This window comes from Thermofilum adornatum (assembly GCF_000446015.1).
GTDB lineage: Archaea > Thermoproteota > Thermoprotei > Thermofilales > Thermofilaceae > Thermofilum > Thermofilum adornatum.
The window spans coordinates 529,830-550,864 of the sequence record NC_022093.1 but is presented as its reverse complement, the minus strand read 5'-3'; the positions used below and the strand labels follow the sequence as shown (position 1 = coordinate 550,864).

The 21,035-nt window shown below is 52.2% G+C and carries 22 protein-coding genes, 2 tRNA genes, 2 rRNA genes and 2 other RNA genes; 18 read left to right on the top strand and 10 right to left on the bottom strand.

Features of this window, described 5'->3' with window-relative positions; genetic code table 11:
* The first annotated feature begins 8 nt into the window (after positions 1-8).
* Complete coding sequence (locus N186_RS09455) at positions 9-200, top strand: 50S ribosomal protein L37e (RefSeq protein ID WP_148682010.1); 192 nt, start codon at positions 9-11, stop codon at positions 198-200.
* On the opposite strand, the gene N186_RS03020 is transcribed toward N186_RS09455, so the two are convergent.
* The 4 genes from N186_RS03020 to ffs all read right to left on the bottom strand — a co-directional run bounded on the left by N186_RS03020 (position 187) and on the right by ffs (position 2,426).
* The gene (locus N186_RS03020) at positions 187-675 is read right to left on the bottom strand and encodes a RecB-family nuclease (protein ID WP_020962301.1); all 489 of its coding nucleotides are present in this window, start codon (positions 673-675) and stop codon (positions 187-189) included. The two genes, N186_RS09455 and N186_RS03020, sit on opposite strands and share 14 nt — an antisense overlap.
* A 65-nt stretch (positions 676-740) precedes the next feature.
* Positions 741-1,688, bottom strand: coding sequence for a DNA cytosine methyltransferase (locus N186_RS03015; RefSeq protein ID WP_240366754.1), 948 nt, complete (start codon positions 1,686-1,688; stop codon positions 741-743).
* A 60-nt stretch (positions 1,689-1,748) separates the two neighbouring features.
* Positions 1,749-2,046: RNase P RNA component (gene rnpB / locus N186_RS09940), an RNA gene on the bottom strand.
* Positions 2,047-2,107: 61 nt separating this feature from the next.
* An RNA gene (gene ffs / locus N186_RS09450) (signal recognition particle sRNA) lies at positions 2,108-2,426 on the bottom strand.
* 113 nt (positions 2,427-2,539) lie between these two features.
* Between ffs and N186_RS03010 the strand changes: the two genes are divergently transcribed.
* From N186_RS03010 to N186_RS09445, 5 genes are all read left to right on the top strand, one after another.
* The gene (locus N186_RS03010) at positions 2,540-3,127 is read left to right on the top strand and encodes a DNA-directed RNA polymerase (RefSeq protein WP_187147051.1); all 588 of its coding nucleotides are present in this window, start codon (positions 2,540-2,542) and stop codon (positions 3,125-3,127) included.
* Positions 3,120-3,329: a transcription elongation factor subunit Spt4 gene (spt4, locus tag N186_RS03005; RefSeq protein ID WP_020962298.1), complete on the top strand. Its 210-nt coding sequence runs from the start codon at positions 3,120-3,122 to the stop codon at positions 3,327-3,329. The genes N186_RS03010 and spt4 overlap by 8 nt, the downstream gene beginning before the upstream one ends.
* An 81-nt stretch (positions 3,330-3,410) precedes the next feature.
* Positions 3,411-4,406 (top strand): deoxyhypusine synthase, encoded by a 996-nt coding sequence (locus tag N186_RS03000; RefSeq protein WP_020962297.1) that lies wholly within the window; start codon positions 3,411-3,413, stop codon positions 4,404-4,406.
* A 13-nt stretch (positions 4,407-4,419) separates the two neighbouring features.
* A complete protein-coding gene (locus N186_RS02995; RefSeq protein ID WP_148682009.1) occupies positions 4,420-5,442 on the top strand; it encodes an MraY family glycosyltransferase in 1,023 nt (340 codons plus the stop codon).
* Between the two features lie 5 nt (positions 5,443-5,447).
* The gene (locus N186_RS09445; protein WP_148682008.1) at positions 5,448-5,681 is read left to right on the top strand and encodes a hypothetical protein; all 234 of its coding nucleotides are present in this window, start codon (positions 5,448-5,450) and stop codon (positions 5,679-5,681) included.
* On the opposite strand, the gene N186_RS02990 is transcribed toward N186_RS09445, so the two are convergent.
* The 3 genes from N186_RS02990 to serS form a co-directional block, all read right to left on the bottom strand.
* Entirely contained in the window at positions 5,622-6,170 is a 549-nt protein-coding gene (locus N186_RS02990) for a pantetheine-phosphate adenylyltransferase (RefSeq protein WP_020962295.1), read from the bottom strand. The two genes, N186_RS09445 and N186_RS02990, sit on opposite strands and share 60 nt — an antisense overlap.
* A gap of 59 nt (positions 6,171-6,229) precedes the next feature.
* Positions 6,230-6,628 carry a translation initiation factor IF-5A gene (locus N186_RS02985; RefSeq protein ID WP_020962294.1) on the bottom strand — a complete coding sequence of 133 codons (399 nt, stop codon included), beginning with the start codon at positions 6,626-6,628 and terminating at the stop codon, positions 6,230-6,232.
* 70 nt (positions 6,629-6,698) lie between these two features.
* Positions 6,699-8,057 carry a serine--tRNA ligase gene (serS, locus tag N186_RS02980; RefSeq protein ID WP_052885503.1) on the bottom strand — a complete coding sequence of 453 codons (1,359 nt, stop codon included), beginning with the start codon at positions 8,055-8,057 and terminating at the stop codon, positions 6,699-6,701.
* A 93-nt stretch (positions 8,058-8,150) separates the two neighbouring features.
* On the opposite strand from serS, the gene argF reads away from it, so the two are divergent.
* The 4 genes from argF (at position 8,151) to N186_RS02960 (ending at position 11,335) form a co-directional block, all read left to right on the top strand.
* Complete coding sequence (gene argF, locus N186_RS02975) at positions 8,151-9,110, top strand: ornithine carbamoyltransferase (RefSeq protein ID WP_020962292.1); 960 nt, start codon at positions 8,151-8,153, stop codon at positions 9,108-9,110.
* Between the two features lie 57 nt (positions 9,111-9,167).
* Entirely contained in the window at positions 9,168-9,446 is a 279-nt protein-coding gene (locus N186_RS02970; RefSeq protein ID WP_020962291.1) for a SecE/sec61-gamma family protein translocase subunit, read from the top strand.
* Positions 9,447-9,463: 17 nt separating this feature from the next.
* Complete coding sequence (locus N186_RS02965; protein WP_020962290.1) at positions 9,464-9,943, top strand: transcription elongation factor Spt5; 480 nt, start codon at positions 9,464-9,466, stop codon at positions 9,941-9,943.
* Between the two features lie 69 nt (positions 9,944-10,012).
* Positions 10,013-11,335: a UbiD family decarboxylase gene (locus tag N186_RS02960; protein ID WP_148682006.1), complete on the top strand. Its 1,323-nt coding sequence runs from the start codon at positions 10,013-10,015 to the stop codon at positions 11,333-11,335.
* Between the two features lie 28 nt (positions 11,336-11,363).
* Here the strand turns inward: N186_RS02960 and N186_RS02955 are convergent, their stop codons facing one another.
* Positions 11,364-11,750 carry a hypothetical protein gene (locus tag N186_RS02955; RefSeq protein WP_020962288.1) on the bottom strand — a complete coding sequence of 129 codons (387 nt, stop codon included), beginning with the start codon at positions 11,748-11,750 and terminating at the stop codon, positions 11,364-11,366.
* Between the two features lie 63 nt (positions 11,751-11,813).
* Between N186_RS02955 and N186_RS02950 the strand changes: the two genes are divergently transcribed.
* The 7 genes from N186_RS02950 to N186_RS02920 all read left to right on the top strand — a co-directional run bounded on the left by N186_RS02950 (position 11,814) and on the right by N186_RS02920 (position 19,098).
* Positions 11,814-12,407, top strand: a complete 594-nt coding sequence (locus tag N186_RS02950; protein WP_020962287.1) for a hypothetical protein — start codon at positions 11,814-11,816, stop codon at positions 12,405-12,407.
* A 225-nt stretch (positions 12,408-12,632) separates the two neighbouring features.
* A 16S ribosomal RNA gene (locus N186_RS02945) occupies positions 12,633-14,133 on the top strand.
* A gap of 161 nt (positions 14,134-14,294) precedes the next feature.
* Positions 14,295-17,375, top strand: a 23S ribosomal RNA gene (locus tag N186_RS02940).
* The 16S and 23S rRNA genes sit together here, the layout of an rRNA operon.
* A gap of 106 nt (positions 17,376-17,481) precedes the next feature.
* Positions 17,482-18,381 carry a CBS domain-containing protein gene (locus tag N186_RS02935; protein WP_020962286.1) on the top strand — a complete coding sequence of 300 codons (900 nt, stop codon included), beginning with the start codon at positions 17,482-17,484 and terminating at the stop codon, positions 18,379-18,381.
* 115 nt (positions 18,382-18,496) lie between these two features.
* Positions 18,497-18,572: transfer RNA gene (locus N186_RS02930), tRNA-Met, on the top strand.
* A gap of 61 nt (positions 18,573-18,633) precedes the next feature.
* Positions 18,634-18,710: transfer RNA gene (locus N186_RS02925), tRNA-Gly, on the top strand.
* A 61-nt stretch (positions 18,711-18,771) separates the two neighbouring features.
* Positions 18,772-19,098: a helix-turn-helix domain-containing protein gene (locus N186_RS02920; protein WP_020962285.1), complete on the top strand. Its 327-nt coding sequence runs from the start codon at positions 18,772-18,774 to the stop codon at positions 19,096-19,098.
* 2 nt (positions 19,099-19,100) lie between these two features.
* Here N186_RS02920 and N186_RS02915 read toward each other — a convergent pair whose 3' ends face one another.
* Together N186_RS02915 and N186_RS02910 are read right to left on the bottom strand one after the other, a co-directional pair.
* Positions 19,101-19,454: a hypothetical protein gene (locus N186_RS02915; RefSeq protein WP_020962284.1), complete on the bottom strand. Its 354-nt coding sequence runs from the start codon at positions 19,452-19,454 to the stop codon at positions 19,101-19,103.
* A gap of 55 nt (positions 19,455-19,509) precedes the next feature.
* Positions 19,510-19,977, bottom strand: a complete 468-nt coding sequence (locus N186_RS02910; protein ID WP_020962283.1) for an OB-fold nucleic acid binding domain-containing protein — start codon at positions 19,975-19,977, stop codon at positions 19,510-19,512.
* Positions 19,978-20,055: 78 nt separating this feature from the next.
* Between N186_RS02910 and N186_RS02905 the strand changes: the two genes are divergently transcribed.
* Positions 20,056-21,033 (top strand): ATP-binding protein, encoded by a 978-nt coding sequence (locus N186_RS02905; RefSeq protein ID WP_020962282.1) that lies wholly within the window; start codon positions 20,056-20,058, stop codon positions 21,031-21,033.
* Positions 21,034-21,035 lie beyond the last annotated feature (2 nt).

Here is a 21,035-nt window from a genome sequence, read left to right as displayed (position 1 = left end):
GTTGAGGAATGGTTAAGGGTACAACATCTTTCGGCAAAAGGGGTAAAAAGATCACACATATACGTTGCCGCCGGTGTGGACACCACAGCTACAACATTAGGAAGGGCTACTGTGCGCACTGCGGCTTTGGAAAGTCTAAAAGGATTCGAAAATACAGCTGGCAGAACAAGAAAACAGTTACACGCATCAGACTTGTCTAGTCTGTATTGTCTGTGACACCGTGTAAAGCGTTATTGCTACTGTTCCGACGGTGCCTATATCTTCTATTACCCTGTCCGGGTGTACTACCTCTCCAAGCTTCATTTCTTTCTGGGTAAGCCCGGGCTCTGAGCCTCCGAAAACTAGGAGCACTTTCTTTATCTCGCTAAGCCTCTGGGATAGTTTGCTAAGTGTCTCCGAGAGATTCGCTCCTCCATACTTGCCTGGCACAACCACTAGGGTTACGTCTGGCTGTAGAAGCTCTATTACTTCTGACAGGTCCGAGAGAAAAATTATATTTGCATTGTAGCGGATCGCAAGTTTCTGCGCCTCGGGGAGCCCTATCTGTGCCGCCGGCCCTACTGCCTTAGATATAACTAGTGTCTTGTATCCTAGGCCGAAGGCTATTCTGGCAGTGTCTGCTACACGCTGTGAACTATTGGTGTTGTGGAGCACCGGTATGAATTTGTCAAGCATACTTTTTCGCTACAAGGGATGCATACTGGGTAAAGAACTTTTTGGAAACTCTCCAATGGCTGGGGTCATAGGATCTTTCTTATCTCTCCAGCTATTGCACGCGCCAGCGGCACTGGGACAGCTTCCCCAACCTGGTTGAACTGTGAATCCTTGCTTCCAACGAAAACATGGCTATCTGGGAACCCCATCAATCGTGCCTGCTCACGTACCGTTAAAAGCCTGTTTTCAAACGGATGAACAAACCGTGTAGACCCCATCACGGTGGGAGAAGGTCGATAAGGGTGTAGCCTAACCAAGTTCCCTAGTACACGTTTTCCGTAGCCTCTGTAATGTATCAGTGGTTCGCCCCACTTCAGTTTTGCTATTCTCTTGAGCTTCCCCGTGCTCAGGGAGACTGGCTCATGATTTGGAATTTCATAATATGGGTCAGGCGGCGGCAGGTCGCCTATCGCCTCCCAAACAGTAACCTGTCTGCCCGTCTTTTTCGGGGCTATCTTTTTGTTAGAGATAAATACGCGTACACGATGAGAAGGGGTTCCATAGTCCTCAGCCTTTAGCACATTGAAGTATACTTCTGAATATCCGACGCGTGCAAATTCTTCCCTAATAACTTCACCTAGTCCACCGTCAAGAATTCCCGGAACATTTTCCATTACGAAGACTTCTGGCTCTAGGTCCCCGACAATACGGATAAAATGTAGGACAAGAGATCCAAGCGGGTCCACATAAAGCCTGTTTAGCGGCTCTTTTTCTCTCTTGGGGTTAGCCCTCGTATAGCCTTCACACGGTGGACCCCCGATAATTACATCTGGCTTTTCCCCAAGCTTACTCAAAATATCCAGTGAGTGTAGCTCCCTTATGTCGTTCACGAATACATGGGCCTTAGGAAAGTTCAGGGCAAAAGAGGAGGCAGCATTACTGTCCAGCTCTACAGCCCCCACAATTTCGAACCCTTCCTGATGAAACCCCCTGCTAAACCCCCCAGCGCCGGCAAACAGGTCTAAGACCTTCATTGCAAACTCCATGCATGGAACGCGGCACCAGAAATAACTATTTCTACGATCGGGCGCCAAGTGGCCGGTCGTACCCCCCCTTATGTTTAGGCGGCATCTGTCTAAGGGTCTACCCGGAGCCTCCCCGCGGAGCCTCATAGGCTCCTGCTTGACCCTCCCCCTGCAGGATCAGCGTTCCACGCAAGCTTGCCACGTCGTCGCTACCACTAAAAGTAGGTCATCCCCATCCGTGGCAAGAGCAACAGCTGATCCACGGCATCTCGCCGTGCCGCTTACGCGGCTACAGGTCCGCGGCGGTGAGGGGGTTCCACAGCCCGTCTCGTCGCCGAGACGGACCGGAGGCCGCCCGCCGGACCACTTGGCGCCCATTAAAATTGATTACAGTGATACTATACATTTTTTTCGCATACAGAAATGCCCGGCGGCATCCCCCCACGGTGGCCCAGCCTGCTGTGTGGGGTCCCCGCAAAGGCAGCCCTCTAACCGTCGCCTCCACGAACACGCCTCGGAGGCCTTAGGGCCGCTCCCTCCCGGGCCTAACCCGGTTCGGCCTCTGCCGCGCAAGGACTCCTCCTACGAGGAGCCTTACGCGGACGAGGCGTCCCGTGGAAACGGTTTTCATTGGTACCTTTGCGGGTCTCCGCACAGCAGGCTGGACGCCCATGGGGGTTGACGCCCCCCACCGTAAAGCCCGTTTGTGGTGCAGGGGAGGGCTAGCCCCCTGGGGCTTTCCCGCCGGGCATTTATTTTTGTTCTGAGAAGTCTTATTTACGTTTCGGTTGCTCGCGATTATTCTGAGATGATTGTCTTTAAAGAAAATGTTTAAAATATCTGTTTGTCTAAGCAAAGATGTGTACAAGTTAGTAGAGCTTCAAGACGTAATTAGGATTCCTCCGAGAATGTTTGGCAGACCCCTAAAAGAGGTTGCACTAGAGATTTTGAAAGAGGAGTTTGAGGGCAGAGTTATCCAGGGAATCGGGATGGTTGTCACAGTTTTGGATGTGGATGTATCTGAGTATGGCTATTTGACTTGGGGGGATGGCGCGCCATATCACGATGTGAGGTTCAAGGCATTGGTTTATAGTGCTGTCAATAACGAGATTGTTGAGGGAGAAGTTGTCCTCGTTGAAAATATTGGCCTAACTGTGAGGCTAGGACCCGTTGATGGCTTTGTGCACAAGTCACAGATCTATCCATCGAAGAACATAACGTATGATCGAGAAAATGGCGTGGTTCTTATACAGGACGAAAAGGGTACCAGGACGATAAGGAAGGGCGACATTGTCAGGGCGAGAGTAGTTGGTATTGCTTACGATGAGCAGAAAGGTCAGCTAAAAATTAGGTTGACGATGCGTCAGCCCTACTTGGGCAAGTTAGAGTTTATTAAGGAGCTTATCGAAAAGTCTAAGACGCAGCAAGCCGGTGAAAAGAGTGGCTAAGAAACGTAAGCTCCCGTTAAAGGCATGTGTAAAGTGTAAAACGCTTGTCCAGGACACTGTAGAGGTTTGCCCCATATGCGGGTCTAGAGAGTTCACCGAGGAGTGGGATGGCTTTATAGCGGTGATTGACCCAGAGAAGTCTGAAGCCGCTAAAATGCTGTCGATAAGTCAGAAAGGAGTGTTCAGTATAAAGGTGCACTAGGGCGTTGGCCTTCTTTTTCCGAAATAGCTGTACAGTATAGCCTGCATTAGGTTTTTTAGAAAGGACGTTTTCTTCGTGGCTGTGAATGAAAGCGAGAAGATAAAAATCCGTCGAGAACTCTTGCGTGAGCCAGTTACAGACATTAGGCTAGCCGACATAGCTGAAGCCTCGGAAAAATTAATGGAGAAGTATAAACAGATGGGAGGCTTCTCGGTAAAATACCTAGTGAGAGCCGCAGATATACTGGTCGATGCGATCACCACCTCTAGCAAGATTGCGTTGGCTTTTCCAGCAAACCTTGTCTCTACGGGCTTAAGGGGCATCATAGCCGATATGGTCAATAAAGGGATATGTGAACTACTCATGACGACTGGCGGCACTTTCGACCATGACATTGCACGAGGAACAGGGAACAACTACTATATAGGCGAATTCGCGATGGACGACGTCTTTCTAAAAGAGCTCGAAATACATAGGCTGGGAAACATCCTTATTCCCGTCGAAAACTATGGCCCGCCAATTGAGCGTTTCGTCCACGAGATGCTCGAGGAACTAATAAAAATAAAAGATACATGGACAACCAGCGAGCTTGCACATGAGTCTGGTAAAAGACTCAGAGACGAGTCATCTATTCTCAGAGCCGTCTATGAGAGAAACAAGCTCCTGTTTGCACCCGGAGTTCTCGATTCTGCATTTGGAACCGCCATATTTACCTTTAACGAGGAGCAACGCCTCAGACCCAACGCCAAGCAAGTCAAGCTTGACTTGCTAGAAGACGAGAGAAAAATCTCCGAATACATATACAGTGTTGACAACTTGACGGGTATAATTCTTGGCGGCGGCATATCTAAGCACCACCTTATTTGGTGGTCACAGTTCCGAGGTGGACTAGACTATGCAGTCCAAATTACTTCGGCTCCAGAGTGGGACGGGAGCTTGTCTGGAGCACAGACCAGGGAGGCAATAAGCTGGGGAAAAATAAAGCCTCAGGCCAAACATGTGACAGTGCCGGGGGATGTAACTATATTGTTCCCAGTGTTGATGGGTTACGTAGCCAAAAAAACAGGTGTTGTCTAGGAGGTAATGAGGTATGCCGGAAGCCTTTTTAGGTGTCTTGCTGTCGTCTATCGTAGCTTTTCTAGTGGTAAAGATAGCCACACCTAAAATAATTAAGCTGCACTTGGAGCACGGCCTAAGCCGGCCCGATGCACATAAGCCTGGAAATCCTCTCGTTGCGCACAGCGGAGGCGTAGCCCTCTTTATAGGCTTTGTATCTGGACTGATATTGTTCATGCTTTTCTATCCTCTGGACGCATCTTCTCTAGCAAAACTAGTTGGAGTCGCCCTCAGCGCTGGGATAGGTTTCGCTATAGGATACATAGATGACAAAAAAATCCTGGGAGGACTGACGAAAACTATTCTAAGCGTTTTTACATTTGTTCCACTAGCCGTCATAGGTTTTCTTTACCCAAAAGCTATCGAATGGGGCAGACCAGTAGTTCCAATAATTGGCAGGATGAGAATGACAATAATATACTGGCTCCTCCTACCTGTCTCCGTTGCCGGCACGGCAAACGTCGTCAACATGCTTGATGTTTTAAACGGCATTGTCCCAGGCACGTCAATAGTCATATTTACAACACTTGCCATAATCAGTTTACTGAAAGGAGACACGCTTCTCTTTGTACTAACAGTAGTATCTCTAGCCGTTCTACTCGCCTATTATCCTTTCAACGCTTACCCTGCGAGGATATTTAACGGGGACAGCGGTAGTCTCTTCCTGGGCGCTCTTCTTGGAGCAATTGCCGTAGCTTTCCACCTGGAGTTCGTTGTCCTGGTTCTTCTGTTGCCACATATACTTAATGGTCTCTTTGTTCTAGTGAGCTTTAGGGGCTTCAGGGAGCATCGGGAAATAAAAGTGAGGCCGGTTCTTGTAGAGAACGGGATATTAAGGTCTAACCCAGACCCAAAGGCACCTCTGACCTTAACTAGACTGATTCTGCATTTCTCTGGGCCGTTAACTGAGAAAGAGGTTGCTGAAATGTACATATGGTTGGAAGTTGTAGCAGCTTTCCTTGCTTTTCTGTCCTATTTGTTAACACCGGTGGGGTGATGTAGATGGCTAGCATAAATAGGAAGATTAGAACCATTGCTCTCTTGTCTGGGGTGTTACTTGTTTTCTGGGGGTCTCTTATTGCCCTCGTAGCACTGGCTGAGAAGGTTGCAACAGTTGTTCCACAGAGTTTTGCAAGGAGTCTCCTGGGAATACTTATCCTGGCTATATGGGGGCTATTAGTAATTTTCCTTGTTGAAGCTATACGGAGAAAAATCGCCTCTAGTCTGTCTGCTTAATATTTTTCTCCATAACGTTGTACTTGAGAGTTTTTCTCCCTCATGTCCTATGAGCTCAACGGAATACACCTTGAGAGGTTTTAGACCCCTCGCTCTCCTGGCCAGGTTTACCTTTACAGCGCCTGAGAATGTTTCTTCGCTTACGAAAATACAGTCAGCCTCCACCTCTGTTAAAGCTGGTCCATACTCATCGTCGATTGGCACTACGAGTATGTTTAGCGAGGGGTCAACGTGCATCAAGAATAGAATCACGGATAACGCTCTCAGCTCGTATGGCTCTACTGGATGACTTTTTTGGTTTTTCCTAATATATTCGTCGCTAGTCACGCCAACTATAAGTTTCTCAGACTTGCTGGCCGCATATCTCAGAAGGTGTCTATGTCCCCGGTGAAGGAGAGAAAAAGTGCCACCGACAAGCCCAATTTTGCACTCTTTTTGTGGCAGTACGCATCCCTCAGGTGTAAGCCAGGAGAAAATTTGTGTCAGCACTCAAGATCGCGGTCATCGCTTTTGGCTCACTCCTGCCTGGCTCATCACGAAAATAGTCTCTAAGTCCTAATCCTCATTATCTTTGGTCTGCCCATTACTTCCCAGACTTCGACCTCAACGCCCTCGCTGAGCTTTGACTTTAGTTCTTCTTCCTGTGGCATCGGCATCTCAAATGTAGAGTAGTCTTCCAGGTTCATCAACTGTAGGTTGTCACCAACAATAGCAACGACTTGTGCAGTGAACTTCCTTATCACTGGGACCTCTACGCGTGCGTCTGTTGGCACAACGATGCTTCTTTTGCTTCCGTCAAAGAAGCCTATGCCCACTATCCTGGCCTTCGCGGATCCATGTTTTCCTGTTTTGCTTTTCTCGACTTCAACTACCTTGCAAGGTTCACCGTCGATAACTATGAACGATCCAACCTTGATGTTTCCAGCTTCCTCGGGTCGTGTACTCATATTTCATCAAGCATAAATGGTTAAATGTGTATATAAAAGATTATCTTTACCATGAGAAGAGGAATGGCAACTATTCAAGTACAAGTACCTTAAGGTTTTTCTCTACATGTTCTAGGTATTTATGAAGTACTTTCGGTACCTTTACGTAGCCGTCCTTTGTCTGGTGGTTTTCCACTATAGCACAGATTGTCCGCTGAATAGCGAGGGCGGTGCTGTTTAGGGTGTGGACATAACCCTTCGTTACACCTCCTTTGTATTCAGCATACCTTATGTTAAGCCTGTAGCTTTGCCAATCAGTGCAGTTCGAGCATGACACCATTTCTCTGTACTTAGCCTGGGCAGGCATCCATGCTTCTAAGTCATACTTTTTGGCGGCCACCATTCCTAGATCTCCAGAAGCTATGTTGACGACCCGGTAGGGTATCTCTAGTCCCTGCCACAATTTCTCGGCGTTCTCTATCAGCTTTTCATGCCATTTCCAGCTCTCGTCGGGATGCGAGAAGACGAACTGTTCTACCTTTTCGAAGTGGTGGACCCTGAAGATTCCCTTGGTGTCTTTTCCATGAGCGCCAGCCTCTTTCCTAAACGATGGACTGAGGCCAGCATAAAGTAGTGGCAAGTCTTTTTCTGGTATAACGTCCCCTGAGTGTAGCGCGGCTATCGGGTGCTCGGCTGTGCCGATCAGGTACAGTTCTTCGCCATCAATCTTATAGACCATGTCTCGGAAGTCCTCGAAGCTTATCACTCCCTCCAAGACTTCACGTCTAAGCATGTAGGGTGGCAGAAGTATAGTGAATCCCTGCGAAGCCAGGAATTCCAGTGCATACATTTCTAGCGCGAGTTCGAGCCACAAAAGGTCGTTGAACATGTAGTAGAATCTTGCTCCTGCAACTTCGCCTGCCTTCTGAGTGTTTGTGAGCCCTTTGCTTTCCAGAAAATCTGCGTGGCCCAGCGGTTTCCAGTCAATTACCTCATAGTCAACGTTGAAGCCCTTCTCCTTGGTTTCCTTCAAGAATGCTTCAACGTCTCCACTGTAAACCTTCGGCTTTCCCCAGTATCTCACTGGCTGGTTATAGCTTTCGTCGGGACCGATGGGGACTGTCTCGTGGATAACATTTGGCAACTTTTTCAAAACCTCGTCTCTCTTTGCCTCGAGCTCGGCCAGCTCTTTCTCGATATTGTCAACTTTCCTGCTCAATTCACGTGCCTTGGCCAGGATCTGTTCCCTCTCCTCGCCTTGCGCCGTCCTGATGCGGGAGGAGACAACATTCAGTTCGTGTTTTGCCTCGTCATACTCCTTCTTCTTCGCCCTCCACTCAGTGTCAAGCCTTATAGCCTCCTCCACCAGACCCGTATCCAGAAACCTAGCCTTCATGTTGTCTATGAGACGCTGGGGATTGTTCCTTAAAAGATACAGCATCGACCACATGCAGACTCAAAGACACAAAGTCTGATAAACTGGTATATATTTTCTTGGTTTACCTGCGTCACTTTTAAATTTTTGATCAAAAATTTTTGAAACGTGAAGAAAAGAGACCTGTTAACCTTGAGAGATTTCTCTAGAGAAGAGATACTTGCACTTCTACAAGACTCAATCCTGCTCAAAAAGCTTAGAAATGCAGGTGCAAAGTACCTGAATCTATTATCCGGGAAAACAGTTGCAATGATTTTTGAGAAGCCCTCTACAAGGACCCGCGCCTCATTTACTGTCGCCGCATATGAACTTGGGGCGTTCCCCGTAAGCTACTCCTCTAACGAGTTGCAGCTTGCCAGGGGAGAACCCGTAAAAGATGTTGCGCGCGTCTTGTCCAGGTACCACGACCTCATAGCTGCCAGGGTTTATCGGCACGAGGATCTAGAGGAGCTTGCAAGATATTCAAGTGTTCCAGTTGTTAACCTGCTGAGCGATAAGTATCACCCGTTACAGTCGCTAGCCGACTATATGACTATCCTGGAGAAGAAGGGCAAGATAGACGGAGTAAAGATTACGTTTGTAGGGGACGGCACGGACAATGTTCTCAATTCGCTTATAATTGCTGGAGTCAAGCTTGGAGCCAAGATTACAGTGGCGTCTCCAAGAGATTACATGCCCAGGGAGGATCTAGTTGGAAAAGAGTATTTGTCCAAGATCCAGGTTACGGAAGACCCATATGAGGCTGTGAAGGACGCGGACGTTATCTATACGGACGTGTTTGTGAGCATGGGGCAAGAAAAAGAGAAGGAGGCCAGGCTCAAGGCTTTTCTCCCAAGGTACCAGGTAAACAGCGAGCTTTTGAAACACGTGGGGAGGGAAGACTTTATCGTGATGCACTGCCTGCCTGCGCATAGGGGCGAAGAGATAACCGACGAGGTTGTAGAGTCGAAAAACAGCGTGGTGTTTGATCAGGCCGAAAACAGGTTGCATACGTCTAAGGCTGTTCTCCTTCACCTGCTGTACCCAGAGTGGACCAAGTATCTGGGCAAACAGCCCTTACATCAGTAAAGTTTTCCCGAAACACAAGATATTTATTTTACATTTTTCTCAGAAGAACCGAGCGACATGAGTAGCAAAAGTGGCAAACTCAGCGACACAATTATCCGGCTATTGAGGATGGTTTCACGCCCAGAACCAGAAGAATACAAGATGATGCTACGAGTAGTGCTAATTGGTCTGGGCCTCCTAGGAACCATAGGCTTCGTATTCCAGCTGATGGGCTCGTTCCTAGAATTTGCTGGCCTGGGAGGCATCTCTAGGGAATACGTACTCCTAGGAGGAATAATCATCATAGTGGTAATCCTCGTCCTCGCCGTCTATCTACGCAGACGCGAAGAAATATAGCCCCTGGGTGAAGATTGTTGGCAGAGGAGAAGAAGGTTGAGCTCTCCCGTTTCTACGCGCTGAGGGTAACCCAGGGCCAGGAATACAACGTTGCCTATCTCCTGTATAGACGTGCAACCTCTGGAAACTACAAGGTGTACTCGATACTCGTTATCCCCGCACTTAAGGGCCTAGTGTTTGTTGAAAGCGACGCCCTCTACGAGGCACAAAGGCTTGCCTATGGCCTGAAACATGTCAGGGGCGTCATAGGGGGCGCGGTTAGCCTCGCCGAAATGGAGAAAATGCTGAAGCCCAAGCCACTTGTGGAACAGCTTAATGTTGGCGACCTTGTAGAAATAATTAGGGGCCCCTTCACTGGAATGCGTGGCAAAATTGTGGGCATCGACAAGTCAAGGAACGAGGTAAAAGTAGAATTGGCCGAGGCTGTCTTTGTTTTACCAGTTACAATAAGTGCCGAAGACTTAAAGGTCATAAAGAAGGCAGAGGGAGAGTCTTAACGCATCTTCTAGAAGTCTGACTACTTGCATATGGATGACAGCCGAGTATAGGTTTATTTACACAACCATGTGTCTAAAGTACTCATGGAGCAAAATATTTCCCTTGATATTAGAGCACTTTTGACACATTTAGACGAATCTGGCCTGCTTAGAAAAATCCCGGGGCAACTCGCGCTAGACTATGAGGCCGCTTGGCACATCCAGCAGGCCCAGCCATACCCCGTAGCTCTCGATACGCCAAACGGAAAAGTTGTTGCAAATCTGCTTGCGAAACGGGAGAACCTGTCGCTGGTTCTAGGCGGAGGCTCCGACGCAGAGATATATACACGTGTAGCGAGAGCCATGGAAAACCCTACATCAATAAGGATTCTAGAAAAGCCCAGCCTCAAGGAAACGAGCGTCGATCTCTACAAGCTACCAATCCTTAAATTCTTCGAGAAGGATGCTGGAAGATACATTACTTCAGGCATATTCATAGCGAAAGACCCCGAGACAGGCGCAGTAAACGCGAGCATCCACAGAGCACTTGTACTAGACGAGGAAAACCTAGCAGTAAGGCTTGTCCCAAGGCACCTTTACCAGATACACAGGAAGGCAGAGGCGAGGGGACGGAACCTCCCAGCGGCCATACTCATAGGTGCACCACCGATAATGTATCTAGCGGCAGCAATGAGCCCGCCGTTTGGCGTCTACGAGGCCGAGGTCGCAAACACACTTGTAAACGGCGCCTTGAGGGGGACTGACAGCTTCCTTGAAGGAGTCGCGTTGCCTATTCCCACGGAAATAATAATAACCGGGGAATTCGTAGCTGGGAAACGGGTAGACGAGGGGCCATTCGTAGATATCCTCGGGACATACGACATAGTTAGGAAAGAGCCTGTTTTCCACGTTGAATCGATAAGTGTCAGGCAGGACTACCTGTACTATACTATTCTGCCTTCGGGCTACGAGCACCTGCTATTGATGGGTTTTCCAAGGGAAGTAGCAATCTACACAGTGGCGTCAAAGACAGCCCCAGGCATAAAAAAGGTTAGGCTCACGCCTGGGGGTGGAGGGTGGCTCCACGCAGTCATCTCGATGGAAAAAACAATAGAGGGCGACCCCAAAAACGTGATAATGGCGGCGTTCGCTGCACATCCCTCCCTGAAATCGGTAGTAGTTGTGGATACAGACATAGACCCCGACAATCCACAGGACGTTGAATGGGCGCTGGCTACAAGGATGCAGCCAGACGAGGACGTAATCATCATAAGGGGGGCAAGGGGGAGCAGCCTCGACCCGTCAGCAGACCAGGAAACACTTCAAACCTCGAAGATCGGCATAGACGCTACACGTCCACTACACAAAAACCCAGAGCTCTTCCGCAAAGCCAAGATCCCGCATCCAGAGTAGGCGCGCCCCTATAATCCTATGCGAGAGTCTAGAAAGTCGTACCGTCCTCAAGTAAGACGTCTGGGTAATGCTTCCTAGCATTTTCTACAATCCAGTACCCAACCAGGTCAGAACCTATCCTACCCACACCCCTCACACGCCTAACAACCATCCTTACCCCTCCACCGTCCTCCACCAGCCTCACCATGAAGACCTCGCCCCACTTCCACCTATCTTTCTCCCTGAGGCCAACCTTTACCAAGAAGTAGTCGTCCTGCCTCTTCACCTCCCTGAAAAAAGCATACATCCACCTGCCGCCCCTCCTCTCCTCGATGAAGTAGTTCACCCCCCATCCACCCATATTCAGCAAGACCTCTGCAAGCTGATCGCTTGACACTCCGTTAAGCAGGAAAGACGCCTCCTTTACGTAGCCCACATAACTTTATTTGAAGCCCACAAAATAAAAACTGTCCACTTTGCCGTTCATAGAGTGAAAAACATGGTCACAAAGACAGCGCTTAGAAACAGGTACAAGAGGAACCTCCGGAAAGCAGGCATAAAGAGGCAGGACAGCATCCTAGTAGCGACACTGCCAAACCTCCAGTCAAAAGCATCACTAGACCTCCTCGTAGACATAGAGAAAGAGTTCCAAGTAAAGATAAGCCACATACACATCGGCCGAAACATCCCCCAAGAAATCAACCAGCTAGCCCAAAAACTGCCAGGCATAGAGACCATAGCCATAGACGCGGAGCCTGCAACATACACCCAGCTCAAGCTCAAAATACTGGAAAAAGCCTCGCCACACCAACTCGTCGTACTCCCCCTCACCGCAGAAGAGATCGCAACATACTTCCTAGACGAGCTCATAAGGGGAAACATAGAGGGGCTAAAACTCGAGGCAAGGCACAGGACAGCATACCCCCTAGCCACAACAACAATCAACGAGCTACAAGCAGTCTACAAGCAGGACACGTTGCCCCCGGCAACGTTATATATGAGCAAGCTACTAGAATGGCTCGCAGGCACAGTAAACCCCCAGGCACTAGCAAAATTCTACATAGACACGTATGCTTCCCGGAGTATAGCCTAATAGTAAAATTTATAAACAACCCCATTAACCAATAATTTTGCCGCCATGGGCACCGGCGGCTCGCCTAGATAACGGGAGAGGCAACCTCTCCCAATGAAAAGGCGGCCTCCGCCCATGGCTACACAGTGCGTCCCCGAGAAAAACGAGCGCTAGCTCGGAACTCTCGGGGATAAGAAAGTGAGGCACGGTGTGCGTAAGCTTATCGACTCCTCCGCACGCGGCCAGACTCCGGTTGATCCTGCCGGACCCGACCGCTATCGGGGTGGGGCTAACCCATGGAAGTCTAGGAGCCGGGGGCACGGCCGGCTCCGGCGGACGGCTCAGTAACACGTGGCTAACCTACCCTCGGGAGGGGGATAACCCCGGGAAACTGGGGATAATCCCCCATAGGTGTAGACTTCTGGAATGGGTCTACGCCGAAAGGGCTACGGCACCATCCCTGCCGTAGCCGCCCGAGGATGGGGCTGCGGCCTATCAGGTAGTTGGCGGGGTAACGGCCCGCCAAGCCTATAACGGGTAGGGGCCGTGAGAGCGGGAGCCCCGAGATGGGCACTGAGACAAGGGCCCAGGCCCTACGGGGTGCACCAGGGGCGAAACTTCCGCAATGCGGGAAACCGTGACGGAGTCACCCCGAGTGCCACCCGATGAGGGTGGCTTTTGCCCGGTCTAAAAAGCCGGGCGAATAAGCGGGGGGCAAGCTTGGTGTCAGCCGCCGCGGTAATACCAACCCCGCGAGTGGTCGGGACGTTTATTGGGCCTAAAGCGTCCGTAGCCGGCCCGGTAAGTCCCTCCTTAAAGCCCACGGCTCAACCGTGGGAGCGGAGGGATACTGCCGGGCTAGGGGGCGGGAGAGGCCGGGGGTACTCCTGGGGTAGGGGCGAAATCCTATAATCCCAGGAGGACCACCAGTGGCGAAGGCGCCCGGCTAGCACGCGCCCGACGGTGAGGGACGAAAGCTGGGGGAGCAAAGGGGATTAGATACCCCCGTAGTCCCAGCTGTAAACGATGCAGGCTAGGTGTTAGGCGGGCTTCGTGCCCGCCTAGTGCCGTAGGGAAGCCGTTAAGCCTGCCGCCTGGGGAGTACGGCCGCAAGGCTGAAACTTAAAGGAATTGGCGGGGGAGCACCACAAGGGGTGAAGCTTGCGGTTTAATTGGAGTCAACGCCGGAAACCTTACCGGGGGCGACAGCAGGATGAAGGCCAGGCTAACGACCTTGCCAGACGAGCTGAGAGGAGGTGCATGGCCGTCGCCGGCTCGTGCCGTGAGGTGTCCTGTTAAGTCAGGGAACGAGCGAGACCCCCGCCCCTAGTTGCTACCCGGTCCTTCGGGACCGGGGCACTCTAGGGGGACTGCCGGCGATAAGCCGGAGGAAGGTGGGGGCTACGGCAGGTCAGTATGCCCCGAAACCCCCGGGCTACACGCGAGCTGCAATGGCGGGGACAACGGGTTCCGACCCCGAAAGGGGGAGGCAATCCCTTAAACCCCGCCTCAGTAGGAATCGAGGGCTGCAACTCGCCCTCGTGAACCTGGAATCCCTAGTAACCGCGTGTCATCAACGCGCGGTGAATACGTCCCTGCTCCTTGCACACACCGCCCGTCGCTCCACCCGAGGGAGGCCCAGGTGAGGCCTCCTGCCGACGAGGTGGGAGGTCGAATCTGGGCCTCCCAAGGGGGGAGAAGTCGTAACAAGGTGGCCGTAGGGGAACCTGCGGCCGGATCACCTCCTTTCGATCCGGTCGAGAAACGCACACCGTGCCTCACTTTTCATGCTTACCGAGATGCAACCCGGAAACCAGAGCGTTTCCGGGTGAAGGGCGTGAACTCCCACTGGGGTACCAGTGGGAGAATATGAGCGCCGCACAGAGAGTGTGCAGACCAAGCTTACACCGGTAGACAGCGTTAAGCTACCCGGTGGATGGCTCGGCTCGGGCGCCGAGGAAGGCCGTGGCAAGCGGCGATACGCCTCGGGGAGCCGCAGGCAGGCTTCGATCCGAGGATCGCCGAATGGGACCTCCTGCCGTGGGGATAACCCACGGTGCTCGGGAAACCCGCAAGGGGAGTACCGAGTGGGAACCCCCCCAACGGAAACATCTTAGTAGGGGGAGGAGAAGAAACCAATTGGGATCCCCTGAGTAGGGGCGACCGAAAGGGGGAGAGCCCAAACCGAACTTCCGTGCGAAGAGCACGGACGGATGTGGGGTTGTAGGGCTCCGCGCTCCCCCAAGCCCGGATAGCCGAAGTCGGCTGGAATGCCGCACCGTAGAGGGTGACAGTCCCGTAGGCGAAATCCGGGTGGGGGATAGCGGATGTCCCTGAGTACCACGGCTTGGTTTTGCCGTGGGAAGCTGGGGGGCACCGACCTCCAAGGCTAAATACGTCCCGAGACCGATAGCGAACTTAGTACCGTGAGGGAAAGCTGAAAAGTACCCCGGAAGGGGGGTGAAAAGAGCCTGAAACCGGGTAGCTACAGGTGGCGCGGCTCGAAAGGGTAGATCCTCCCCGAAGGAAACTCGGGCGACCGAGGAGTACGAGGGGAGGGGACCGGGGTCGCGCCTTACGTCTAGAAACACGGGCCGGGGAGTTCATGGCTGTGGCGAGCTTAAGGGGTCCAAGCCCCGTAGGCGTAGGGAAACCGACATGCCCGTAGCCAGCCGCAAGGCTGGTGTGGGGCGGGGTCTGAAAGGGCCCGTAGTCACAGCCATGAGACCAGAAACCGAGCGATCTAGGCCGGGGTAGGGTGAAGCCCGGCGAAAGCCGGGTGGAGGCCCGAAGGGGTTCTGACGTGCAATTCGTTCCCATGACCTCGGCCTAGGGGCAAAAGACCAATCAAGCTCGGTGATAGCTGGTTCCCCCCGAAGCGGGCCCCAACCCGGCCTCCCCAGAGGTGGCCAGTTGGGTAGGGCACCGATTGGGGGTCCGGGGACCGAAAGGTCCCAGCCCCCTTTCGAACCCCGAACCGACTGGCACCGTAGAAGGGGAGAGGCGGGTTCTGGCGGATAAGCCGCCAGGCCGAGAGGGGAACAACCCAGACCGGGGTTAAGGCCCCAAAGTGCCGGCTAAAGCGTCAAGCTAGAAGGGTGTCTCCCGCCTTAGACAGCGGGGCCGTAGGCTTAGAAGCAGCCATCGGCTAAGAAGTGCGTAACAGCTTACCCGCCGAGGCGGGAGGCCCCGAAGATTACCGGGACTAAGCCGGCCGCCGAGACCCCGGGGCACTCCGCACTGCGGAGTGATCCGGTAGGGGGGCGTCCGGGTGGACTAGAAGTCGGGCCGTGAGGTCCGATGGATCCGCTCGGAATGAATATCCCGGCGGTAGTAAGAGCGCAAGAGGGGTGAGAATCCCCTCCGCCGAAAGGGCAAGGGTTCCTCAGCAACGGTCGTCGGCTGAGGGTTAGCCGGTCCTAAGGCGGCCCTTAACCGGTGCCGCCGAAAGGGAAAGGGGTTAATATTCCCCTGCCGTGGGGGTACGTTTCGCGGTAACGCACGCCCTGCTCCTGACGCCTCGGGATAGGGGGAGTGGGACCGCCGTCCCATCCAAGCGCTGAAGCCCGCTGAGTGCCGTCATGGCGAGAAGCGGGTGAAGGCGCGATGGGCCCGCCTTTAGGCGGGTTCTCCCGACTCCCGGGGCCCGTGAAAAGGGAGCAGGGAAGGAGCCCCCACGCCCGTACCGAGAACCGACACAGGTGCCCCTGGGTGAAAAGCCCAAGGCGTGGCGGGGTAACCCAGGCTAGGGAACTCGGCAAATTAGCCCCGTAACTTCGGGATAAGGGGTGCCTGCGGTTTTGGGGCATACCCCCGGAACCGCAGGTCGCAGTGACAAGGGGGACCCGACTGTTTAATAAAAACATAGGTCCCCGCGAGCCCGAAAGGGTGAGTACGGGGGCTGAATCCTGGCCACTGGCGGTACGTGAAACCCGGGTCCAACCGGGCGAAGCGCCGCCGAAGGCCGGGAGTAACTCTGACTCTCTTAAGGTAGCCAAATGCCTTGCCGGGTAAGTTCCGGCGCGCATGAATGGATCAACGAGGTCCCCACTGTCCCAGCCTGGGACCCGCTGAACCCGCAACCAGGTGCAGAGTCCTGGGAGTCCCGGTGGGGCGAGAAGACCCCGTGGAGCTTCACAGCAGCCTGGCGTTGGGATACGGTTGCGGGTGCGTAGCGTAGGCGGGAGCGATGAACCTAGCCCTCCGGGGCTAGGGGATGCGACCATGAAACACCGCCCACTCGCGACTGTGTCCCTAACCCTGGGGCGTTACCCGGGGGACAGCGCCAGGTGGGCTGTTCGGCTGGGGCGGCACACCCCTGAGAAGGTATCAGGGGTGCCCAAAGCTCGGCTCAGGCGGGTCAGAACTCCGCCGTAGAGGGCAAGGCCAAAAGCCGGGCTGACTGCGCCCTTAAACGCACGGGGCGCAGGCGGGAAACCGGGGCCTAGCGAACGCTCGTGCCCCCTTCGGTGGGGGCCGGGCATGACAGAAAAGTTACCCCGGGAGTAACCGGCTCGTCGCGGGCGAGAGTTCACATCGACCCCGCGGTTTGGTACCCAGACGTCGTCTCTTCCTAGCTTGGCCCTGCAGCAGGGGCCAAGAGTGGGGCTGCTCGCCCATTAAAAGGGAACGTGAGATGGGTTTAGACCGTCGCGAGACAGGTCGGACTCTACCTGCCGGGACCGTTGGCCGCCTGAGGGGATGGTCCGCACAGTACGAGAGGAACTGCGGGCCGTGGCCTCTAGTGTACCGGTTGTCCGGCAGGGCACTGCCGGGCAGCCACGCCGCAAGGGGTAACCGCTGAAGGCATCTAAGCGGGAAACCCACCCCGAGACGAGGCGGCCGCTCCCGACCGTGGCCTACCGGCGACGGGGGCTGGGTCGGGACGAGGGCACCCGTAGAAGACGGGGTTGATGGGGTGGCGGTGTATGCACCGAGGGTTTCCGAGGTGCGAGCCGGCCACTCCCAATAGCCCGAGGCTGTCTACCGGTGTAAGCTTGGGCACAAATCTCTCTGTGCGGCGCTTTTCGTTTTTTGTTGTAGTTGTTTTTGCCTAACGGCAAAGTTTTTTAGTCATTTTTGTGGTTTTTTTGTTATGCGTGTAGCAGAACTACCGATCGGCCGTTTTCCTCCGTTGGCGGTTTTGCCTAGGAGGTCAAGCGTTATGGACGTATTGCTGGCTATGGGGAGGAACAAGGTGCGTCATGTCCCATTGGTTGACGAGGATGGGAAGCTTTCCGGAATGGTTTCTGCGCGTGGCGTTGTTGACTTTCTTGGGGGCAAGAGATACGATGAGATTGTCGTGTCTAGGTTTGGTGGAGACGTTTACAGGGCGCTGGGAGACGTATCTGTTGATATAATCAGTTATGATCCGCCATTTGTGTTCAATGATTCCGATGTGCGCGAGGTTATCGAGTTAATGGTTGAGCGTGGGCTTGGCGCGCTTGCCGTCGTCGACAAGGCTCACCGTGTTGTTGGTATTGTGTCTGAGAGGCACGTGATTTCACTGTTGGCCGACGTTGATACGCATGTCAAGGTTAAGGAGATTATGACTCCAGAGGTTGTCACGGCTTCGCCAATGGATACCTTGCAGCACTGCATGAGGGTTATGTCTGAGAGGCGTATACGTAGATTGCCCTTGGCGTCTTCGGGAGAGCTGAAAGGCATAGTCACAGTCAAGGACGTGCTGGCTTACCTTTCGAAGGAGGAGAGCCTCTCGAAGCTCAAGAGCGACAGGGACGCCGTCTATTCGACTCCCCTGGTATACCTGGCCTCCAAGCCAGTGATAACAGTCGAGGAGGAGGCAGACGTGGGGGAAGCAGTCAACCACATGAAGAAGCACGGCATCGGCGCCCTCGTCGTCACTAGGGGCGGCAAGATCACCGGCGTACTGACGGAGAGAGATGTCTTGACGCGTCTCCCCAGAGTGAAAGGCGTCGAAATATTCCTAGACGAGGCAGAAAAGAGAATCATTGGTAGCAGAGTCTCCTTCTAGGAGGCAACAATACGGGTAGCTTTGTATCCATGGTATCCTTTTTCCAAGAGGTATCCAGCACGTCCTCTACAAAAGATTTAAATCTCCACCAGGCATTTTCCTTTATGGCGCGCCAGCCGGGGTCGCCTAGCCTGGTCAAGGGCGCCGGACTCATAATCCGGTCAACCCGGGTTCGAATCCCGGCCCCGGCACTACCGTAGCGTTCTTGTGGAAAGCTTTTTAAGGCCGGCTCTTTTTAGATAAATTGTTGTAGCGGCCGTAGTCTAGTCTGGTAGGATGGCGGCCTTCCACGCCGCAGAACCCGGGTTCAAATCCCGGCGGCCGCACCACTGTTTCTGGCGTTGGAGAAAAGCTTAAAAATGGATTTGTTCGAGTATTGACGGTGTTAGGATGTCTCAGGCAACTACGGGCGTGGAGAAGTTTCTGCTTTCGTATATTTACTATGAATACTGGGGCAAGATCTATTTCCAGAGCGGGGGCAGTGAGGCGGAGAAGTTTATAGCCGAGCTAATAGCCGAGGAGTTCCTGCCACGCAAGAATCCCAACTTTAACCGTGTGGTTGAAGGATTCGCGGCGGCTCTTCAGGGGCTTAGAGACAAGGGGCTCATAGAGATCAGGGGATATGAAGTCGTTTTGACTGATGCGGGGAAGGCTATAGCTACACAGATGAAGCAGGAAGAATACAAAGAGCTGAAAAAGAAGTTCTCAAAGGTATAATGCTAGCTGGCCACATAGACGTATTCCTCTATTTCTGGATCAAATATCCGCTTGACTTTGCCCTTTTCCATTAGCCTTGTTAGGGCCTGGTAGAATATTACGGGCTTGACTCCCCTACGGACAACTTTCTCGTAGAGCTTTGATTTTGGAAGCTTGTTGCCTGCCTGGGCAAGCTCTGATAGAACTATTTTTTCCACTTCGTCTGTAAAGTATGCTTTTTCCTCGGTTTTTTCCTCGGGGGACTTTTCTTTTGTCTCGGAGCTCGGCCCAGTTAGAAATGCTGTTAGGTCTATTGATTGCGGCTTTTCCTCAGTCTTTTTCTCTTTCTTAGTCTTTTTTGTTGTCTTCTCGCTCATTATCTCTTTTCATTTAGAAATGCATTCAACAAGGATTTAAGGTTGACGCGTATATCTACGACACGCCTGTATTATTGTTTTTCAGGAATCTTTCGAAGAACTTTCTATCCTCCCCTACACTTGTGTAGAAGCTTTCTATGTGGTTTTCTGGGATGCGGCTGAGAGCCAGAACGGATACATATATATTCCCGTCCCGGTCCTCCCTAAGTGTGCCGAAGGCTTTAAGGAAAGAGTTTTCCTCTATGTTCTTTACGTCGAGGAGATGTTGTTTCTCTGGCCAGAGCCTTAGGGGTACTACATCTTCCTTTGCCTCTAGGAGTATGTCTGTGAATTTTTCACCTTTATAGATCTCTTTTACCCTTCCTGCGAGGGAAACCTTCCTCGAGTAAAGAATTATGTTGCCGAGCTGTATCTTAACGAAAATGTTTGTGCCTCGCTTTACATTGTTTGTTTTTATTTCCCATGGGTAGATTTTCAGAAAACAGTCCAGATAGATTTCCCTCGTATCACTGTTTTCCTGCATCCTGTTTCAATGGCAATATATCCCACGGTAAAAAATGTTTCCTTGACCAATTTAAAAGCTAGATGACAGAAAATATTGATGGTGATCCGCTCAAAGATAAAGCTCTCGCTGGGCTCCCTGCCTTTTCCAAGGCTTGTAATCGACCAGGGACACATGCTTGTCGTTGGGCCAACTGGTAGCGGCAAGACAAATACTGTTAAGGTTGTTTTGGAGGAGCTCGAGAAAAACGAGGTACCATCGCTTGTTCTCGATTTTCACGGGGAATACGATGAACTGCCCCGGGTTACTCCGGGCGAAGATCTTTCTTTTAACATGCTGGCTACACAGGAAATAGAATTCATAGTGGATATTCTCAGCAGTGTATTTCAGGTATCAGAGCCACAGTGGTACATCTTGCTGAAGGCCTTGAAGAGGGGGAAGCCGCCCTACAGGCTAGTGGATGTTATTTCACTGCTCGAAGAGGAGGCTGTACGGGATTGGCGGGAATACGAGATTAAGTCTGCATTATTGAGGAGGCTAACGATACTCAATGAGGGCACACTTGGAAAGACCCTTAACGGAGACAACCCACCGAGTTTTCTATTTGAGAAGACGGTCGCAGTCGATCTGAGCCGTCTCCCGGTAAGATACCGCGGCCTTCTTTCACTCATTATACTGAAACATCTGTACGACTATGTCACGTCCAAGACCAGGCCAGGGAGAATCATGCATGCAACCGTAATAGAGGAGGCATGGAACATACTAACATATAGGGCTAGATGGGAACAGCCAACTATAGGTGAAAGGCTTTTTCTTGAACTGAGAAAGTACGGAGAACTCGTGATAGCTGTGTCCCAGCGGCTAGACGACCTCTCAGAGAGGGCAGTCTATAATTCGCGCTATATTTTGCTTACCAGTTTTACCCAGCTAGAACTCCAGAAGCTTGGATGCCAGCTTCAAGCCTCCGAGCTCCTGAAATACACAAAATTGAAAAGAGGCGTCGTATTATGCATAACTGAGAATTGTAGGATACGAAGGTTAAAGGTGCGTAGAGCAAAAAGATCTATGCACAGGTAGAA

Bases quoted from the DNA above. Each gene is read 5' to 3' on its own strand.
- N186_RS02950 (WP_020962287.1), top strand. From the start codon at position 11,814: ATGGTCACAAAGACAGCGCTTAGAAACAGGTACAAGAGGAACCTCCGG.
- N186_RS02985 (WP_020962294.1), bottom strand. From the start codon at position 6,628: ATGAGTACACGACCCGAGGAAGCTGGAAACATCAAGGTTGGATCGTTC.
- N186_RS02935 (WP_020962286.1), top strand. From the start codon at position 17,482: ATGCGTGTAGCAGAACTACCGATCGGCCGTTTTCCTCCGTTGGCGGTT.
- N186_RS03020 (WP_020962301.1), bottom strand. From the start codon at position 675: ATGCTTGACAAATTCATACCGGTGCTCCACAACACCAATAGTTCACAG.
- N186_RS02910 (WP_020962283.1), bottom strand. From the start codon at position 19,977: ATGCAGGAAAACAGTGATACGAGGGAAATCTATCTGGACTGTTTTCTG.
- N186_RS03015 (WP_240366754.1), bottom strand. From the start codon at position 1,688: ATGAAGGTCTTAGACCTGTTTGCCGGCGCTGGGGGGTTTAGCAGGGGG.
- N186_RS02995 (WP_148682009.1), top strand. From the start codon at position 4,420: ATGCCGGAAGCCTTTTTAGGTGTCTTGCTGTCGTCTATCGTAGCTTTT.
- N186_RS09455 (WP_148682010.1), top strand. From the start codon at position 9: ATGGTTAAGGGTACAACATCTTTCGGCAAAAGGGGTAAAAAGATCACA.
- N186_RS09445 (WP_148682008.1), top strand. From the start codon at position 5,448: ATGGCTAGCATAAATAGGAAGATTAGAACCATTGCTCTCTTGTCTGGG.
- N186_RS02905 (WP_020962282.1), top strand. From the start codon at position 20,056: ATGGTGATCCGCTCAAAGATAAAGCTCTCGCTGGGCTCCCTGCCTTTT.
- N186_RS02920 (WP_020962285.1), top strand. From the start codon at position 18,772: ATGTCTCAGGCAACTACGGGCGTGGAGAAGTTTCTGCTTTCGTATATT.
- serS (WP_052885503.1), bottom strand. From the start codon at position 8,057: ATGTGGTCGATGCTGTATCTTTTAAGGAACAATCCCCAGCGTCTCATA.
- N186_RS02915 (WP_020962284.1), bottom strand. From the start codon at position 19,454: ATGAGCGAGAAGACAACAAAAAAGACTAAGAAAGAGAAAAAGACTGAG.
- N186_RS02970 (WP_020962291.1), top strand. From the start codon at position 9,168: ATGAGTAGCAAAAGTGGCAAACTCAGCGACACAATTATCCGGCTATTG.